This is a genomic window from Paenibacillus kobensis NBRC 15729 (assembly GCF_004000825.1).
GTDB lineage: Bacteria > Bacillota > Bacilli > Paenibacillales > Paenibacillaceae > Paenibacillus_T > Paenibacillus_T kobensis.
In genome coordinates this window covers 298,641-315,911 of record NZ_BILZ01000001.1, presented here as the reverse complement: position 1 = coordinate 315,911, position 17,271 = coordinate 298,641, and the positions used below count along the sequence as shown (strand labels likewise).

The following is a 17,271-nucleotide window of genomic DNA, read 5'->3' as shown; positions in this document are numbered from 1 at the left end:
GTCCTTCTATGAACCGTAGTTGAGAACTAAAGTGGCAACAATCGCTTCATCCTGCCTTGAACAGATTAGATTAAAGCTGTAATTTCTTGGCTCAACTGCACAACAGAGAACCGATCCGCTAACATCGAGAGGTAATCCGTTCAACGTTACGCTGTCCGCCCATTTCGTTTCCCACCTCAATGTAAAAACGGTTCCAATAGCAGGAGCGCTTGGTTCCATCGTGAACGATACAATTTCTAATGCATGGATCTCTACCGCGGCATTCCTCTGAACAGCTCCGTTAATGCCCGATGCCGTGAGGGTGTAAGTCGTATCTTCGCACGGGCGAACGGTTCGGCTGTCGACAGCTTGGAGCGGATGAGTATCGATTGGGGGTTCCAGTTGATCGGATGGCTCCAAACTTATGCTGGAAGCATATTCGGTTTTCCATTCAAGTACGACGGGAGCACCACTTGCATTCGTCACGCTTGGACTGCTGGTGAATGAAACAATGGATGCCGGCGGTACGCTGACGGTCGTCTCGGCGGATAAGTAAGGAGGATTCCTCTTGCTGTTATAGGCTGTAATGGCATAAGTCATCGTTTCCGTGACCGTCAAGGGGTAATCGGTGCCGGACAAAGGCAGCGTAATGTATCCAGGCTCAAGAACACACGTATCCTGGTCGGAACCGGTTACTTCCCACGTTAATCGTGCGATGCCTCCCGGAGCCAGCGACAGCGGTTGAATGCCCATCGAAACTTGCAACTGGTTGACCGTAACCGTTAGCTGCCGTTGAACGCATTCCCCTGAGTCTGTATAGGCGGTCAAGGTGTAGGTGGTCGTGCTAGCAGTCGTAATTTTAAAACTCGACTCATGAAGCTGAATATCGCCATTGTCGCTGCTCTTAACCACCGTCTTGTTGCCTGTCGAGTAGGACAGTTCTAAAGAACGGATAGCGAACGTGTTCCAACTCAATATGGCCGACTCGCCAAGATCGATATTAGCGACTTCGGCATAGAAGAGCAGGATGCCGGGAAGAGGATTGCTTTTTTGCAGATGCAGCGTGAGGAAACCGTCATCATAACCTGGTATGTCGAGATATTGGATATGCAAAGAAGTAGTGAACGGCGGCAGAACCGTACGAATATGATCCATGATGATCTCCACCGACTGGCCGCCGCCGAGAATGTCCGGGATTAACGGCTTCAACTCCCACATCAGCGACTCGTTAGAGGAGCCGTAGGAGGGAGCAAGCGACCATTGATTGACACCGTCGCCGATGACACGAATCCAAATGTCTTGTGCCAGATCGTCATAGGTAAGGGCGCTCGACCCGAGCACCGGAACAGGATCATGAGAATCTGGGCGAGGGATGGTCGGGAAGCTGATCATAAACCGCGGATTTAACCCTGCTGCGCTAGACTTCGCCAGGGCTTCATCAGATCGGTTGTTTAAGTAAAAGCCTAGAGAATTGGCCAGTAAGTGATCGAGATCGGACGATACATTAACAACGGCCGGCATATTTGCGAGCCAACCGCAATCCAGCGGGATGACCGGGTTGCCGGATGGAAGCTTAATAAGAAAGAAACGTAATACCGTTTCGTCGTCAGCAGCTCCAGTCACATCGGTATAGAATAAGGTCACATTGCCGGATGTCGGCTGTCCGCTGACTGTCGGGACCGAAACCGTCAGCCTCTTGCTCGACCCATTGTCGAGCTGCAACGGGGTCCTGACGCTTAATTCAATCGCTGCGCCGCGAGACGAATGAGCGGCAGTACAGTGCCATTCGGCATCCGCAACGGTTATTGCTTCTACTTCGCCTGACGTTAGCAGATTCGCGAAGCCGATACGCAGCCTGCTGTCCGAATCAAACGTTAGCGTCGTTCCTGTATTATTGCTAATGATGAGCGTAAGCTCGTTCCGGCTAGGGTCATTCGTTTGATAGAGTACGGGCTTGTTTGCTTCACGGTTTATAAGATCGAGAGTCAAAGCGTTCATTTAATCGGTCTCCTATCATAGATTCCGTAATGGAAATTGTTACATAATTCGACTCGTATAGATCATCTCAAATTAATAGAAAGAGAGCAAGAAGCTTATGCTGTTAATCGCTGGCGGGAGCTTCGAAAGAGAGAAGGGCGATTCGATTCATATCCGTTTATTAGGTTGCTATAATTGTTTCAGATGGAATAAATTGATATTAGGTATTAAGAAAACAATCCTGTTTATTGGAGCTCGAAGCAGCATCAGGATTAGGTTAGCTCGAAGGAGGAGGGAGGATTAATCGATGTTCGTTGTCAATGTAGAAGGCGCCATCCGCCGCAATGGTCAATGGCTGCTTATCAGGCGCAGCGAGAAAGAAGAGCATGCGGGAGGCACTCTCTCGTTAGTTGGCGGAAGATGCGAAGCGGAAGGCTTCGCATCGGACATTTTAGAAAAAACTTTACATCGTGAAATATTCGAAGAAGTCGGCTGCGAGGTAACGGATTTGCATTACGTGAACAGCTCCTCATTCGTATCGGATTCCGGGGTTCATGTCATTGATATTGTCTTCTTGTGCCGGCATAAGTCAGGCGAGCCTTACTGTAAGAGCAGTGATGAGGTGGACCAAGTGTTGTGCAGAACGACTGAAGAGATTATTAATGATATGAATCTTCCGGGTTTTCTGAGAGAGAATATTTCTTTGGCGGCTAAGCTGCTGAAAGGGCAAGGTCTTGAATAGACGGTACGGAGGGTTATGGGATGTCGAAGTTATCGTTTAAACTAATCGATGATTTAGATAAATTATGCCGTGTGATGGAGGGGAAGTATGGAAGATTGGTACAGTTTATTACATGACCCTGAAAAAAATATTTATCAGAAATTTGATGAACAGGTCGATGCATTCTGGAACTGGTCTAAGACCACCAAGCAGGTAAAGGAATGGGAGGCCTTGTACCCCAATTGGACTCTTCTTAATACAATATTTGATTTTATAATTGAAACAACCATGTGTCATTCCTGGGATCAGGTTACAATTAATAATCTGTTGTACATTATAGGAAGAGATAATGAAACGGAAATGCTCATTCATAAACTGGCTGAGTTCCCTGAAAGCTTGCTCTTTTTAGCAAATGAAGGTATAGGCTATTCTGATTCCGATACCAAATGGCAACTGGCTCATTACTTAACGGAATGCTTTTCGACTCATCCAGAAGCTGAAGGATTAATTGTTCGGTATTATGAGGATCAACATGAATACGTGAAACGCAGATCGTTACTAGCGCTAGGCATAATAAAATCTCAGTTTGCAGTACATTGTGCACTACAATCTTGGCATTCGGGATTGAAGTATCAGAAGCTTGCAGCACTTGAAGTGTTTAAACAATTGGATTCGCCCTACTTCATTAGTCTTCAAGGTGAATAACGGTTCGAATAAATGAATGGAGAATAAAGTTCTAGACTGTTGGTACTGCGTTAATCTAATGGGCAGTGTAGCATGGTGGTCGGTTAATCCAAGATTAGGTATAACAGAGCCTTGTCATCCTTTACAGTCGAACATGCGTTTGGCAAACTTTGAAGAAAATATGGGAGCGTGAAGGGATTTGGATAGTTCAACTATAGTGATTGAGCTTCTCTTAAGGAAATACAAAGCAGACCAGAAATGGACTCGTATTGCCATTGAACAATTATCGGATGATGATATCGTATGGTCACCTACATCTGAGAGCAACAGCATCGCAAATTTAGTAGCACACATTTCGGGGGCTTTGTATCAATGGTTTGAAACCGCATACTTTGGTGCTCCTCATATTGAAGATAGGAGTACAGAATTCGAACGCGGACTGCAAATGACAAAAGAGCAAGCATTGGAACGTCTAAAGAAATCATATGACAGCGTCATACAAGTTCTTGAAATCATAAAAGCAAACCCAGAAAAGTTGCTGGATCAACCTTATTTAAACTTTCCAACGTTCAGCAGTGCCGGGTTAGATAATCAATCCACAATTTTAGAAATGCTTCTTCATCAATTCAGGCATTTACCTAGTCACACTGGACAAATCTTTTACATTGCAAAAATGAGGAAGGGGAAACTAGTCTGGGAATAACACTTAAATCGACATCAGGAACTTTCTAGAGGTATGTAGTTTACGAAGGAGAAGGATAGTGGGCAGGTTAGCGTGGCACCTATCTTGAATATATAAGAGTAGAGTTAATTCATTAGCCGGAATCGCGAATGGATCGCATCTTTAAGGAAAGCAGGCATTACATGAAACTCAAAGGGACTTTGACAGAAAAGACATATCGAGACGAATTAATGGCATCAAAATCTCACTTGTTCAATGATCTCTCCATGCATAGGTTTTTAAATATAATTAGAAAGACATTTCCCGAGATGAAGACAGCGCACGTTTTATCTTGGACACCTGATCAAGGTGAGGATATCATTAGTTTTCTTGTTGATACTCATTCAGTTATTAAAATTGAACTGAACCGTTATGACAATACAATTTCTCCGATAGTCGATGTGTATCCAATTGAGATTTGGATGAAGGGGCTTAGTAAAACGTTTCAGATTAAAATCGCAGTAGCTTTCGAAATGGCTAAGAACGATTTGATACAAGGGAATTTGGTCTAATTGTTGCAACAAGTTATTCCGCTAACGGAGAACGATAGCATAAAAAAGACATAAAGGCAGTCCGTCAGAAAATGATCGACCGCCTTAGTTCAACTCCCTATCGGGAAACGATAGCTTAATAATACAGCGACAGTATAGGGCCTTATTTTCTCGTCCCTAGCTGCCGCTGTTTTAATTAAACAACCCGCGTGGAAAAAAGTCACCCCGTCTTATACTTTCTGCTGACAATTGTAATGATTGCCCTCAAAAACAAAACTTCAGTTTAAGCCTCTTTCCACAAAGAAACAGCGAACACATGCAGATTCGGCATCGTCGGCATGATGAGCCGAACGGCTGGCGACTCGGTGCGCGTTAGTGAAGCTTCGTTCGCGAACAGATACACCGTATTATCTGTCGGGCCGACCGTATTACGAATCAGCGTTGCCGACAAGGCGATCTTCTCGCCTGCAATCGGGAAGGGGCTCCACCAATCCGCGAAACCGAGCTTCACTTGCTCGCTTGTTCCGTCTTCGTACTCGATCGTGAACATATCTTCGCTGCCGCCGTATTGGCTGCTCGCGAGAACCATTAAACCGTTATAGCGATCCTTCGGGATCGCGATACTCTGTCCGTAACAAGCAAAATTATCGCACTCCGTATCATCCTTGCTCGCAGGGAACAGGAAGGACATTTTCTCGATCTGAAGTAGCCTGTCTTCCGGAACATCGTCTCGTCCATAGCAATGACCATCGTCGTCGACATCTGCCGTTCCGCGTCCATTGTCGATTCCTCGTATGTTACAAAGGCTGCTAATGTCGACAGATGTGACGAATCGTGTCGATTGTTCATTGAGTGAAGAAGCCGCCACTTGTGCATTCGAGAATTGACTTTCGCCATCGAGGCAAGCAAGCACACGAAGCAGCACACCGATCTCCGTTTCTACCGCGTTGCGGATTTTGACGCCGAGGCTGGCCATCATCTTCGCATCTCGGCGTTCAGGAGGCATAAAGTTCAACTTGGCAAGCATGCCGCGCACCGTGCTCCAAGCATTGCTTAGCCGGCGAACTTCTTCTGAGCAAGACGCGATAGATGGAACGTCGAACGTATCTGCAACGTACTCCAACATAGACGCGTAGTTGATCCGTGCTGTGCTAAGGACGTTCAGCATAATGAACAGAGGGCTTGCTATGAAGCGGGAACTGCCTTCCTCGGCTTCTAACTCAAAGTCAATATCGCCGATCTCGTCCGCAAAGCGGTGAAAATGGCCCGGTGATTGGTCCAAATGCTCCTGTAGCAGGAAGCGAAGCCGGTTAAGCAGCCGTTCTCGGTCGAATGTCCAGCCGGGGGAGGGTTCGACGGTCATAATCCCAAGCAAACCGCCCTCGTAAAGTTCCATCGAAATCCGAAGATCCTTCTTCGAGAAGAAAGGATCGACGATGAGCAGCTCCTCTGTAGCCGGATCGATGCCAACGGCAATCATGACGTGCATAAAATGGTGAAATTTCCCGAAATGCAAATCCCACGGACAATAGAAAGTGTCGAAATTTAGACAGATTGGATTTCCTTTGTTTAGTTGTTCACGTATGAGATCCAATCCCTCTTGCGGAGAGAGATTACGGATCACCCGAGTGTCGAAGCCATGAAATTGACCCAGCAGCGTCATCGTATCTGCAACCCCAGTCTGCATCCGGCTGCCGAATGTAGCCCCCGGCGAAGGAGGCGCCCATTCGAATTTCAAGGCGTTCGCGTACATGAGCTGATAGCCTCTTCGGTACCAGCCGTCCAAGGTCACGATCACATCGTCGAAGCAGTCCCCGCCAGCGCTCTTGACGGGTTCAACGTCAAGCACTTTCATCCTCATCATGACCTCCTCACTAGTACAAAGGCCGCCTAGCGACCTCCGGTAATCAAGGTTATCTTAGCGGAGTTTCATAGGCTTGTAAATGTTTGGTCACATTGATTTATACTAGAAAATTATTACTTGACTGGTTCCTGAAAACGCAAGTATCATAAAAATCACCATCTGGATAAATACGTATGTTCATCGACATGATCCCCCAATTTGCCGCCTGGACAAGACACACAATGAGCGCTGAATTGACATTTTTTACGACTTGTTTTGTTAGCTGCTGCATCACGTTTGAACCCCACGAGCTTTCGTTTCCAACCGTCGCTATTGTACAACCGACCCAAGCACACCTGGCTTCGATTCGAATAAATCGGAGTACATTACTATTCTCATGCTGGAGGGGTTGCCAAATGGACGCCATGCGATACCCACTGTCGCATCCGCAGAAGCGCGTATGGTACACGGAGCAAGTCTATCCCGGCACCGCGCTGCATAACATTACCGGTTCCATCCGAATTCGGGGACCGCTCGATTACCAATTGCTTGCTCAAGCTATTCGCGAACAGAAACAATGTCATGAGGCGCTGCGGCTGCGGTTCGCAGAAGAGGAAGGAACACCCGTCCAATTTCTCATTCCGTTCAGCGAAATGGATCAAGAGGAGTCTTTTGTGGATTTTTCCCGATCAACTGATCCAGAAGCGGATTGGCTGCGATGGGTTGAAGAAAGAGCCGTCCAACCGTTCTCGCTGGAAGAGGGGCCATTGTGTTCGTTCCCGATGTACCGAATTGCAGAAGACGACGGAGGGTTCCTCGTCCAAGTCCATCATATCGTTTCGGACGGTTGGTCCAGCACGATGCTGATTGATCGAATCCGGGACTCGTATGAACGGCTATCTCGAAGTGAGTTGACACTGGACAAGCCCGAATCTTCCTATCTTGACTATATCAGGCGCGAAGCCGATTATTTGGAATCTGCCAGATTCCAGCGGGACAGGGAGTTCTGGAACGACAAGTTTGCGGGGTGGCCTCAGGAAGATCCTCCGCCGGCGCCTTCCGAATCGTTAGCGGGTAGGCGAAAGGTGTACCTGCTTGATGCCGCGCGCTCGAATGCGGTCAAGACGCTGCTTACAGAAGCAGGGTGCACACTTTCAGCATTGTTCCATTTGCTCGTCGCGCTCTACGTGCGCAAGACGGAAGGACGATCCGAGACGGTTATCGGCATGCCTGTATTCAACCGGACGGGGCCGAGAGAGAAGGCGACCGTCGGCATGTTCACCAGTACGATGCCGTTTCGCTGCGCCATTGACGGTGAAGCGTCCGTCATTGACGAACTGAAGAGGATTCAACGAGAGTTGACATCGGGCTATTATCATCAGAAATATCCTTACGATGTACTTGTGGCAGACCTGCAGTTAAAGATGCGCGGACTGGATACGTTGTTCAATATTAGCGTTAACGTTTACAACACGAAGGTTATAACCGAGTGGGCGGGTTCATCCGCAGAAGTCGTCGAGCATCATAGCGGAAGCCAGCTCCATTCTTTGCAGATCGTCGTCAAAGATTGGTCGGCTACTGGCGAATTACAAATCGAAATCGATTACAAGCATTCGGAGCATAACGAAGCGCAGATTGACCGAATATTCAGCAGACTTGCAACGCTGATCGATGGCATTATTGCCTCTCCTTCTGCGCCAGCGATTCACTTATCGATGATGTCCGCAGATGAGAAGAAGCGGCTTACCGCATACTTATCGACGCAAGCCCAGTATCCTCGGGATAAGACGATCATACAGTTGTTCGAAGATCAGGCACAGCGGACACCGGAGAAAATAGCCGTCACATACGGAGCCAAAAAGTTGACCTACCGCCAATTAGACGAGCGGTCGAACCGCTTGGCGGCGTGGCTCATCTCGCACAGCATTGGCCCGGAACATTCGGTCGGCTTATTCGTCCGGCATTCGATCGAAACGGTGACCGCTATTCTGGCTATCATGAAGGCCGGCGCGGCGTATGTGCCAATCGATCCGGATTATCCGCATGAGAGGATCGGTTATGTACTTGCAGACGCAGGCTGCCAGCTCCTGCTTGCTAATGTGCCGGTTCCGGAGGGGATTGGTTACGAAGGTCCTGTCGGCAATTTGGACGATCCCGGCTTATTCGAGGAAGAACCTCTTGCGAACATGAACCAAGCGGGACCGGACAATTTGGCCTACATCCTCTACACTTCAGGATCGACCGGCAAGCCCAAAGGGGTCATGATCGAGCATCGAGGACTCGTCAATTACATTTGGTGGGCCAAGCAGCAGTATACCCGTAACGAAGATGAGGTGTTCCCGTTATATTCGTCGCTGGCTTTCGATCTAACCGTCACTTCCGTGTTCACGCCGCTTATTGCGGGCGGAAGGATCGATGTATACCGGGACGATCAAGAAGAATATGTGTTGAATCGCATCATGAACGACAATCGCGCAACCGTGGTTAAGCTTACTCCGTCGCATCTGAGCTTGCTGCAAGACCGGGACAACCGGGATAGCTCTGTTAGACGATTCATTGTTGGGGGGGAAGATTTACGAACAGATCTGGCCAAGCGGATACACGACAGCTTCGGCGGACGCATTGAAATTTGCAACGAATATGGCCCGACAGAGACCGTAGTCGGCTGTATGATCCATCGCTACAATCCGAGCCGGGACATTCGGGCATCGGTTCCCATTGGCATACCTTCTGCTAACGCAGGTATTCATCTGCTAGACCGGGATAGGTGTCCGGTTCCCGAGGGCGTGCTGGGCGAAATGTACATTACGGGTGACGGATTGGCCCGCGGATACCGGAATTTGCCTCGGACGACAGAGGAGCGTTTCGTTCCGTGTCCTTTCATGCAAGGCGAGCGAATGTACCGGACAGGCGACTTGGCACGCCGGCTGGAAGACGGAACGGTCGAGTACGCGGGACGTGCTGATATGCAGGTGAAAATCCGCGGCTACCGGATCGAGTTAGGAGAGATCGAACGATTGCTGGTCGAACATCCGTTGGTCCGGGAAGCGGTCGTTATTGACCGGCAGACTGACGGCGGCAGCAAATATTTGTGCGCCTACATCGTACGGGACTCCGAACAACCGGCGGACTTGTTAGCTTATCTAGGCAGTAGTCTGCCTGTTTATATGGTTCCATCGCACGTGGTGGAATTGGATCGCATACCGCTTAATGTGAATGGCAAAGTAGATCGTTCACAACTGCCGGCACCTGACCAGAGCCGGAGCCGTTCATTGGCTGAACGGACAGGAGCCGGGACTTTTAGTCCATCGTTAACCCTGCTTCTTGCTGTCGCGAGGGACGTTCTGCAAGTGACGGGATTAGACGAACAAGACCATTTCTATACTTGCGGCGGAGATTCGATCAAAGCGATTCAGCTCGCATCCCGGCTTCGCAGTCGCGGGTATGTGATCAAGGTTGCCGATGTTCTGGCTCACCCTGTGTTAGGAGATATGGCAGGCTGTATGCGGCCAATCGGATCAGAAGGAAACAAGGCAGAGGAAAGAAGCGAGGGGGAACTTCGTCCGACACCGATCATGGACTGGTTCTTAGCTCAGCCGTTCACAGAGCGTCATCATTATGTTCAGTCCGTAATGCTTCGGCTGGACAAGGATTTAACAGCTGAACAACTGGAATCGATCATCCGCAAGCTGGTAGAGCGTCATGACTCGCTTCGTCTGAACCTGGAACCGGCGAGCGGAAAGCTGGTTTACAACGATAACGTTGTGATCGAAGACGTCACCGAATATGACTTATCGGATGATGCAGCGAATGTTCGGTTGGATCGCATGAAGGCGATTGGCGAAAGGCTGAAATCGAGCTTCCGTCTTGACCGGGATGCACTTTTGAAAGCGTGTTTATTCGAGCTTGGAACGGACGGGCGCCGAATCTTGTTGACCGCTCACCATATCGCCGTCGATGCGGTATCTTGGTCCGTCTTGCTAGAGGAGTTCGGTTTGCTGTACCGGCATGTTGCGTTGGCAGAAACGATTACGTTGCCGAACGCGACTACCTCCTATCAGCGATGGGCAGATCATCTCTACAGTCGTGCAGAGGCGGCAGAGCATGAGCGGGATTATTGGGAGTCCATGTTGGATGATGAGCCATGCATCCTGATTGCAGCGGATGCATACGAGACGAATAACGAAGGCCAAGGTGTTGTGACGGAGGAGTTATCCGAAGCGAATACAGAGCTATTGCTCAAGCAAGCATCTGCCGCGTATGGAACGAATGTTCAAGAACTGCTTGCTGCCGCACTTGCTGCGGCTGTGCGGGACGTATTCGGTATCATACGGCCTGTGGTCGAGTTGGAGGGACATGGGCGCGAGCCGTCCGATCCGTCGATCGATCTATCGCGAACCGTCGGCTGGTTTACAACCATGTATCCAGTTCGTCTGCAAGCAGCCGAAGACGGAGCATGGGAGTCGAGCATCAAAACGGTTAAGGAAACGCTGCGCGGAGTCCCGTCGCGGGGTCTAAGTTTCGGCCTCCTCACGAGGCTGAGCCGTACACTTAATGATCCGTGCGAAGGCCAACGAATCCGGTTTAATTACGTCGGCGAACTAGATTCCTCTCTTAACGGGGGCGATCTGTTCTTGCTGTCGGACGAACTGTCCGGCGCGGACAATAGTCCGGTTCATCCAGCTACTGCTCCTCTAGATATCGTAGCTATGGTCATTGGCGGCAGGCTGAAATTGACCATTGCTTATGACCGTCGCAGAATCCGGTCCGAGACGGCAGTCGCCGTCGCTGGATGCCTCGCGGGAAGAACAGAAGAGTTAATTCGCCATTGCTGCGGCGTTCGGGAAAGAGCGTATACGCCGTCGGATTTCGAGACAATCTCCTTGTCCCAGGAAGCTCTCGACAGCTTGTACCTATAGCGGATCGGAAGAGAGCCAGCCGAATAAACCGAAAGCGTGGGATCGATGATGAGCAATCCGGTGTCAACCGAGGTGGAGCATCTTTCCATCTTTCAATATACGAGGGGCCATGAATATGCGGGCAACCGGTTCAACACGAGTCCGCGGCCCGAACGATTCAAATCCTACAACGGACCGTGTGTCAGATTGAAGACGACGATTCGCAAAGGCGAAGCCGCTCATCCGCAAGTTGCAATGAACGGGATCGAATGGTTGAAGCAGCTGTTGCTGCCGGCTTTTGGCGTTACCTCTGTCAAATTCCACGGACACGAATCGGAACTGTTATGGTCGTACCCGTCGGCGGGAGGCTGCTATCCGGTTGAATTGTATGTCCATGTTCGCCGGTTGGCGGGGGTAGAGCCGGGGTTGTATCACTATAATGCGCTGTACGCGTCGCTCTATCGGATTGCAGGTGCTCAGACAGCGGAGCAAGACGGGCATGCGCTGCCAGATCAGGAAGCAGACGTCAGTTTTATTCTCACCATCGTCCCTTGGAGAACATGCTGGAAATACTCGCACAAGGGCTACAGATTCGGCTTGATTGACGCCGGCCATGTCGCGGCCAATCTTCAGCTCGTCCTTCGGTCGCTTGGCTGGCAGTCGGATGCGTATACGCGTCTTCGCTCCGAGGAACTTGCTGCAATGTTGAAGTTGGACAGCTACGAGGTTCCGATTGCAATGATTGCAGCTTCTTGCGCGGAACATCGCGAAGCCGAGCGGACCGAGGACGCAGCAACAAAATTGTCCCAGCGCGTACAGCTTTCCGAGCGGTGCGATTCGCAGGACGATGTAGAAGCCGAACTGTTCGATTGGGAACCGATATTAGGGTTTCAGAAGAAGGTGAACCGCACCATTCAGGAGCCTTCGGAAGGTTGGCTTACGCGAGCGGCATTGCCGGAGGACTGGACTAGTTGTGACCGGCTGCTTCCTCTCCTGATCGAGCGCCGTTCCAGTGCTGCTTTCCAGCGCTGCGAATTGCCCGCGGAGCAGCTGTTCACCATGGTCTCTTTCATTGAGCGGATCGGTCTCCACTCTGATTTTCATATGATTGTCAACGGGATAGAGGGGCTGGCTCCGGGCATCTACCGCAGCACGGAAGGCCGTCTGGACTGTGCAGAAGAAGGCGATTTCCGCGACATCACTGCCGGAATATGCCTAGGCCAAACTTTTATTCGCGACTGCTCCGCTATGTTTGTATTCACCGTTGATATGTCGCATATCCCGAATGATGATTTTTCCCTCTATCAGCAATGCACCATCGACGGAGGCGCCATGGGTCAGTTGATTCATCTGAAAACGGAGGAGATGGGCCTCGGCTTCTCGATCATCGGCGGCTTCTATGACGATGAGTTCCGTGAGCTGCTGTCGCTTTCATCTTCCCATCAGATCATATATGCAGGGGCTTGGGGGTTAAACGCTCTAAATGGAGAAGAGGTCCGTAAGGACGACAGGTACGTAATGAACAAGCCGCAATCATAGGAGGATATTATGACAAGAGGAATTTATTTTGGAATTGATCTGCACGGCCACGTCAATCCGACACTCGGACTTATGCGTGAACTGACCGATCGGGGAGAACAGATTCGGTATTATACGGGAGAACAGTTCCGGGAACGAGTCGAAGCCACAGGCGCAGAATTCGCCGCCTACCGGACTCCGCTTGGATTCGGCACGACCGACGGAGGAGGGATTGAGACTCTCCTCGTCACCGCAGAATTTATTCTGGAGCGCAGCCTCGCCATCGTCGATTCGATGTTGGAGGAAGTGCGGGATTTTGCGCCGGACTATATCGTGCATGACACGTTCTGTTATTGGGGTAAAGAATTGGCTGCACGACTCCATGTGCCGGCCATATCCTTATTCAATTATTTCGCGTATATCGACGAAATGGCAGACGTTGATCCCGAGTTCTTTATGGAGTATGTGCTTCGGGCGGGCAACGATCCACTCTACACCAAGTACAAAGGGAAGACGGATGTGTACCGCAGACTGGAAGCCAAGGTGAGCCAAATCATCGCGATGAAATACGGCATTCGCACACCGCAAATCATCAACGATATTTTTTGCAGCAAGGAGAAGCTGAACCTCGTGTCGACGTCCCGTGAGTTCCAGGTGTACGATGAATCGTTCGATGACAGCTACGTGCACACCGGATTCGCGATCGAGCCTCGTGCAGAGCCGGACGATTTTCCTTTCGATTGGCTGGATGGCCGTCCGCTTGTGTATATTGCGCTGGGCACGATTTTTAATGATGCGGAAGCGTTCTATGCCAAATGCTTGGAAGCGTTCAAAAGCAGCGACGTCCAAATCGCCATGTCGATTGGGCATCACGTCTCGCCCGAACGGCTCGGTCCGCTTCCGGAGAATGTCATCGTCCGCCCGTCGATGCCGCAGCTCGCACTGCTTCGGCGTGCAACAGCTTTCGTCACCCATGGCGGAGTGAACAGTATCCACGAGAGCTTGTGCAATGAGGTGCCGACGGTTGTTGTGCCGAAAAGCTTTGATCAATTCATCGGCGCGATTTCGGTGGAGCAATCAGGGACCGGCATTTACCTTCGCGGTGAAGAATGGCTGCCGTCTGAACTCGCAGAAGCTGTTCGCCGTGTCATGACAGAGCCATCCTTCCGCGAAGCAAGCAGGTATATTCATCAGACGCTCGAAGCTGCGGGCGGTCCATCGCGCGGCGCAGACGCCATTCTCGCGTTCGCTGCCGCAGAGCGCGGAGAAGCATTGACGTCATGATGTTCCGTTTTCGAAAGTTGCAGATGCTGTTGCTCGCTGTGGTGGCTTCCGCCTTGTTGCTTTCCGGTCAGGCCGTTGCCGCACCGCCAGCCCCGATAAGCGAGCATATGGACGAGATCGACGATTATATTAAGCGCCAGATGGATAAAGCGGGCATTCCCGGTCTCGGAGTCGTTATTGTGGAAGGCGACAAAACGGTGCTAAGCCGTGGTTACGGTTGGGCGGATAAAGCATCGGAAAAGCCTGTAACGAAGGACACGTTGTTCGAGCTCGGTTCGACGAGTAAGGCTTTCACGGCGCTTGCTGTGTACCGTCTCGAAGAGGAAGGACGGCTAAACCTTGATGCGCCGGTCAGCCAATACTTGCCTTGGCTTCGCTTTACGTATAAGGGAGAGGAGGCTAAGGTTACGCTGCGCCAGCTCATCCATCATACGAGCGGCGTGCCGTTCCGGACTATCGCCAGCATTCCTGAAGCCGACGACGCAGGCGCACTCGAGCGTACTGTACGGACCTTGGAGAATATGGAATTGGACTTCGAGCCCGGCGAGAAATACGAATACGCGACGATCAATTACGACGTTCTTGCGTTTATCGTTCAGCAAATAGCAGGTGTGTCGTTCGAGCAGTATATGCGCGAGCAAATTCTCGATCCGCTAGGAATGACCGGAACTTACATGTTCCAAGTCCCGGATGGAGCCGAGTTGGCGCAAGGATACAAGCCAGGGCTGCTCGCTGCAAGAGCCTACGACGCTCCCGCTTACCGCGGCAATACGGCAGCAGGCTATGTGATCTCAAGCGTATCCGATATGGAGAAGTGGCTGAAGATCCAGCTTGGCACAGCGACCGGTCTTGGGCTCGATCCGGAGATCGTCCGGATGACCCATGTTCCGGACGAGACGGTTGCACCGAATCCGGATGGATCCTCGTATGCGGCAGGCTGGGGCGTGTACCGGAAAGGCTCAGGGGAACTTGCTCATGAAGGGAATAACCCGAACTTCTCGTCCTTCGTTGTGTTTCGTCCGGCGGATGGGGTAGGCGTGGCGATATTGGCCAATCAGAGCAGCATTCATACCATGACGATCGGTAACGGCATCATGAGCTTGATTATGGACAAAAAGATGCCTGAGCCCGTCAAAGATACGTGGAAAGGACTGGATACGACTGCTTCTGCCGTATTATTCATCGCGGCTCCCGTCGTCTTAGTCACGCTGTGGCAGCTGGCAAGCTCATTCGTTCAACTGGCCAGAAGAGAGCGCAAGTTTGCAGGAGGCATTTCCAGAGTGTTGAGCGTTTGTGCGGCGCTAGCGGTTGGGCTTGCCGGCTTCGCCTATTGCATATTCCGGATTCCTGATGCATTGTACGGGGGATTGTCCTGGTCCTTTTTCTTCGTGTGGGCACCGTTCACGGTACCTGTTGCTGCATGGACGGTTTTTGGAGCTGCGGCACTGTTCAGTATCTACTATGCCTTAACAACTATAGCGCCTAAGCCTGGAGACAAATCGATGCTCCCGTTAATCGTACTGAGCTTGGCGAGCGGATTCGGAAATGCGCTCATCATCTTCATCGTCAATGCTGCGCTTGCACGTATCGATGACGATAAGTTCCCGAGCGGGCTGCTGCTCTATTTGGTTGCGGGAATCTTCTTGTACGTAGCCGGCCAGAAGCTCGTGCGTACCAGATTGATTCGAATGGCGAACGAGATGGTTTACCACAAAAGGGTGGAGTTAACGGAGAAGGTGCTGAAGGCGCCTTTCCGCCGGCTTGAACGGCTGGAGCAAGGGAAAATTCAAGCTGCGCTTAACAACGACACGGAGACGATAAGCGAGTTCTCCAATATCGTCGTAACCGGAGCCACCAGTCTCGTTACGCTCATCTTCTGTTTCGTCTATATGGGAACGATCAGCGTATACGGACTTCTTGTCGCCTTATTCGTCATCGTTACTGCGGCGGGCCTGCACTTCCTGTTCGGTCGTCAAGCACATCGAATTTGGGAGCAAACACGCGATATTCAGAACGTGTTCTTCGCCTTCATCCATCATATGACATCCGGGTTCAAGGAACTGGCGCTTCATGAAGGTAAAAGAAAACATTTCCAAGCGGACATGATTGCGAGTTCTCGCTCTTACCGGGACAAGCGCATCAGCGGCGATATGAAATTCGCTAATGTGAATGTCATCGGCGAACTGATGTTCTCGCTGGTCGTCGGCGTCGTCGCTTTCTTGTTCCCAGTGCTGTTCCCTGCGATGAAAGCAGCATCCGTCCAAACTTACGTCTTCATCCTGCTCTATATGACAGGTCCGATCCACGGTATTCTCGGCACGATTCCGAATATGATCCGAGTCCGCATCAGTTGGAGCCGGATTAACGGTCTGGCGGCTGAATTGTCCGATGGACGCGAGCAACCGGAGACATCCGAGGCATCGTCGTTGCTGTCGTCCGAAGCTGCCGCTTCGGGTCCAGCGAACGTTCCTTTTCAATCGTTGGAGCTGGAGAAGGTCATTTACCGACACCCGACTCGGGAAGAAGGAACGCCGTTCGAGGTCGGTCCGGTCAGTCTGTCGTTCCGCGCTGGCGAAGTAACGTTCATTACCGGGGGCAACGGAAGCGGCAAATCGACCCTTGCCCGGCTGGCAACAGGATTGTATGCGCCAGACGAAGGGGAGGTTCGGGTGAATGGACTGTCTCAGGAACCGGAATGGCTTGGCCGGCATTTCTCCGCCGTGTTCGCCGATTATCATCTATTCGAGAAGTTGTATGGAATCGACACTTCGGCAATGGGCGAGACGATCGAACGGCATTTGTCGCGGCTCCGTCTGAACGGCAAAGTACAGATCGGTGACGGTCCGATGGATACGCTTGCCTTGTCCACCGGTCAACGCAAACGGCTCGCGCTGCTCATCAGCTACTTGGAGGACCGGCCGGTCTATCTGTTCGACGAATGGGCGGCAGATCAGGACCCTGAGTTCCGGCAATTCTTCTACGAAGCGCTGCTCCCGGAGTTGAAAGAGCGCGGCAAATGTGTCATCGCCATTACGCATGATGACCGTTACTTCGGTCTAGCGGATAAAATCGTCAAGCTTGAGCTTGGACAAATCATCGGCATCGAAGCCGGCAACCGCTGGAGTGAACCAGCGAACGCGGCAGGATAACCGCAA

The 17,271-nt window shown here is 51.0% G+C and carries 10 protein-coding genes; 8 read left to right on the top strand and 2 right to left on the bottom strand.

Features of this window, described 5'->3' with window-relative positions; translation table 11 throughout:
* Positions 1–6: 6 nt before the first annotated feature.
* The gene (locus PKO01S_RS01370) at positions 7–1,977 is read right to left on the bottom strand and encodes a hypothetical protein (protein ID WP_127529480.1); all 1,971 of its coding nucleotides are present in this window, start codon (positions 1,975–1,977) and stop codon (positions 7–9) included.
* 286 nt (positions 1,978–2,263) lie between these two features.
* Between PKO01S_RS01370 and PKO01S_RS01365 the strand changes: the two genes are divergently transcribed.
* The 4 genes from PKO01S_RS01365 to PKO01S_RS01350 all read left to right on the top strand — a co-directional run bounded on the left by PKO01S_RS01365 (position 2,264) and on the right by PKO01S_RS01350 (position 4,594).
* Positions 2,264–2,698 (top strand): NUDIX hydrolase, encoded by a 435-nt coding sequence (locus tag PKO01S_RS01365; protein WP_127529479.1) that lies wholly within the window; start codon positions 2,264–2,266, stop codon positions 2,696–2,698.
* 87 nt (positions 2,699–2,785) lie between these two features.
* A complete protein-coding gene (locus PKO01S_RS01360) occupies positions 2,786–3,382 on the top strand; it encodes a hypothetical protein (RefSeq protein WP_127529478.1) in 597 nt (198 codons plus the stop codon).
* 178 nt (positions 3,383–3,560) lie between these two features.
* Positions 3,561–4,064: a DinB family protein gene (locus tag PKO01S_RS01355; RefSeq protein WP_127529477.1), complete on the top strand. Its 504-nt coding sequence runs from the start codon at positions 3,561–3,563 to the stop codon at positions 4,062–4,064.
* Positions 4,065–4,225: 161 nt separating this feature from the next.
* Positions 4,226–4,594 (top strand): hypothetical protein, encoded by a 369-nt coding sequence (locus PKO01S_RS01350; protein WP_127529476.1) that lies wholly within the window; start codon positions 4,226–4,228, stop codon positions 4,592–4,594.
* Between the two features lie 262 nt (positions 4,595–4,856).
* Here PKO01S_RS01350 and PKO01S_RS01345 read toward each other — a convergent pair whose 3' ends face one another.
* Positions 4,857–6,428, bottom strand: a complete 1,572-nt coding sequence (locus PKO01S_RS01345; RefSeq protein ID WP_164779414.1) for a BtrH N-terminal domain-containing protein — start codon at positions 6,426–6,428, stop codon at positions 4,857–4,859.
* Between the two features lie 404 nt (positions 6,429–6,832).
* Between PKO01S_RS01345 and PKO01S_RS01340 the strand changes: the two genes are divergently transcribed.
* Genes PKO01S_RS01340 through PKO01S_RS01325 form a run of 4 tightly spaced genes read left to right on the top strand, consistent with a single transcriptional unit; the run spans position 6,833 to position 17,265 of the window.
* Positions 6,833–11,335: a non-ribosomal peptide synthetase gene (locus tag PKO01S_RS01340; RefSeq protein ID WP_164779413.1), complete on the top strand. Its 4,503-nt coding sequence runs from the start codon at positions 6,833–6,835 to the stop codon at positions 11,333–11,335.
* Positions 11,336–11,380: 45 nt separating this feature from the next.
* Positions 11,381–12,853: a SagB family peptide dehydrogenase gene (locus PKO01S_RS01335; RefSeq protein WP_127529473.1), complete on the top strand. Its 1,473-nt coding sequence runs from the start codon at positions 11,381–11,383 to the stop codon at positions 12,851–12,853.
* A gap of 9 nt (positions 12,854–12,862) precedes the next feature.
* Positions 12,863–14,116, top strand: coding sequence for a macrolide family glycosyltransferase (locus tag PKO01S_RS01330; protein ID WP_127529472.1), 1,254 nt, complete (start codon positions 12,863–12,865; stop codon positions 14,114–14,116).
* Positions 14,113–17,265: a cyclic peptide export ABC transporter gene (locus tag PKO01S_RS01325; RefSeq protein WP_127529471.1), complete on the top strand. Its 3,153-nt coding sequence runs from the start codon at positions 14,113–14,115 to the stop codon at positions 17,263–17,265. Before PKO01S_RS01330 ends, PKO01S_RS01325 begins: the two co-directional genes overlap by 4 nt.
* Positions 17,266–17,271 lie beyond the last annotated feature (6 nt).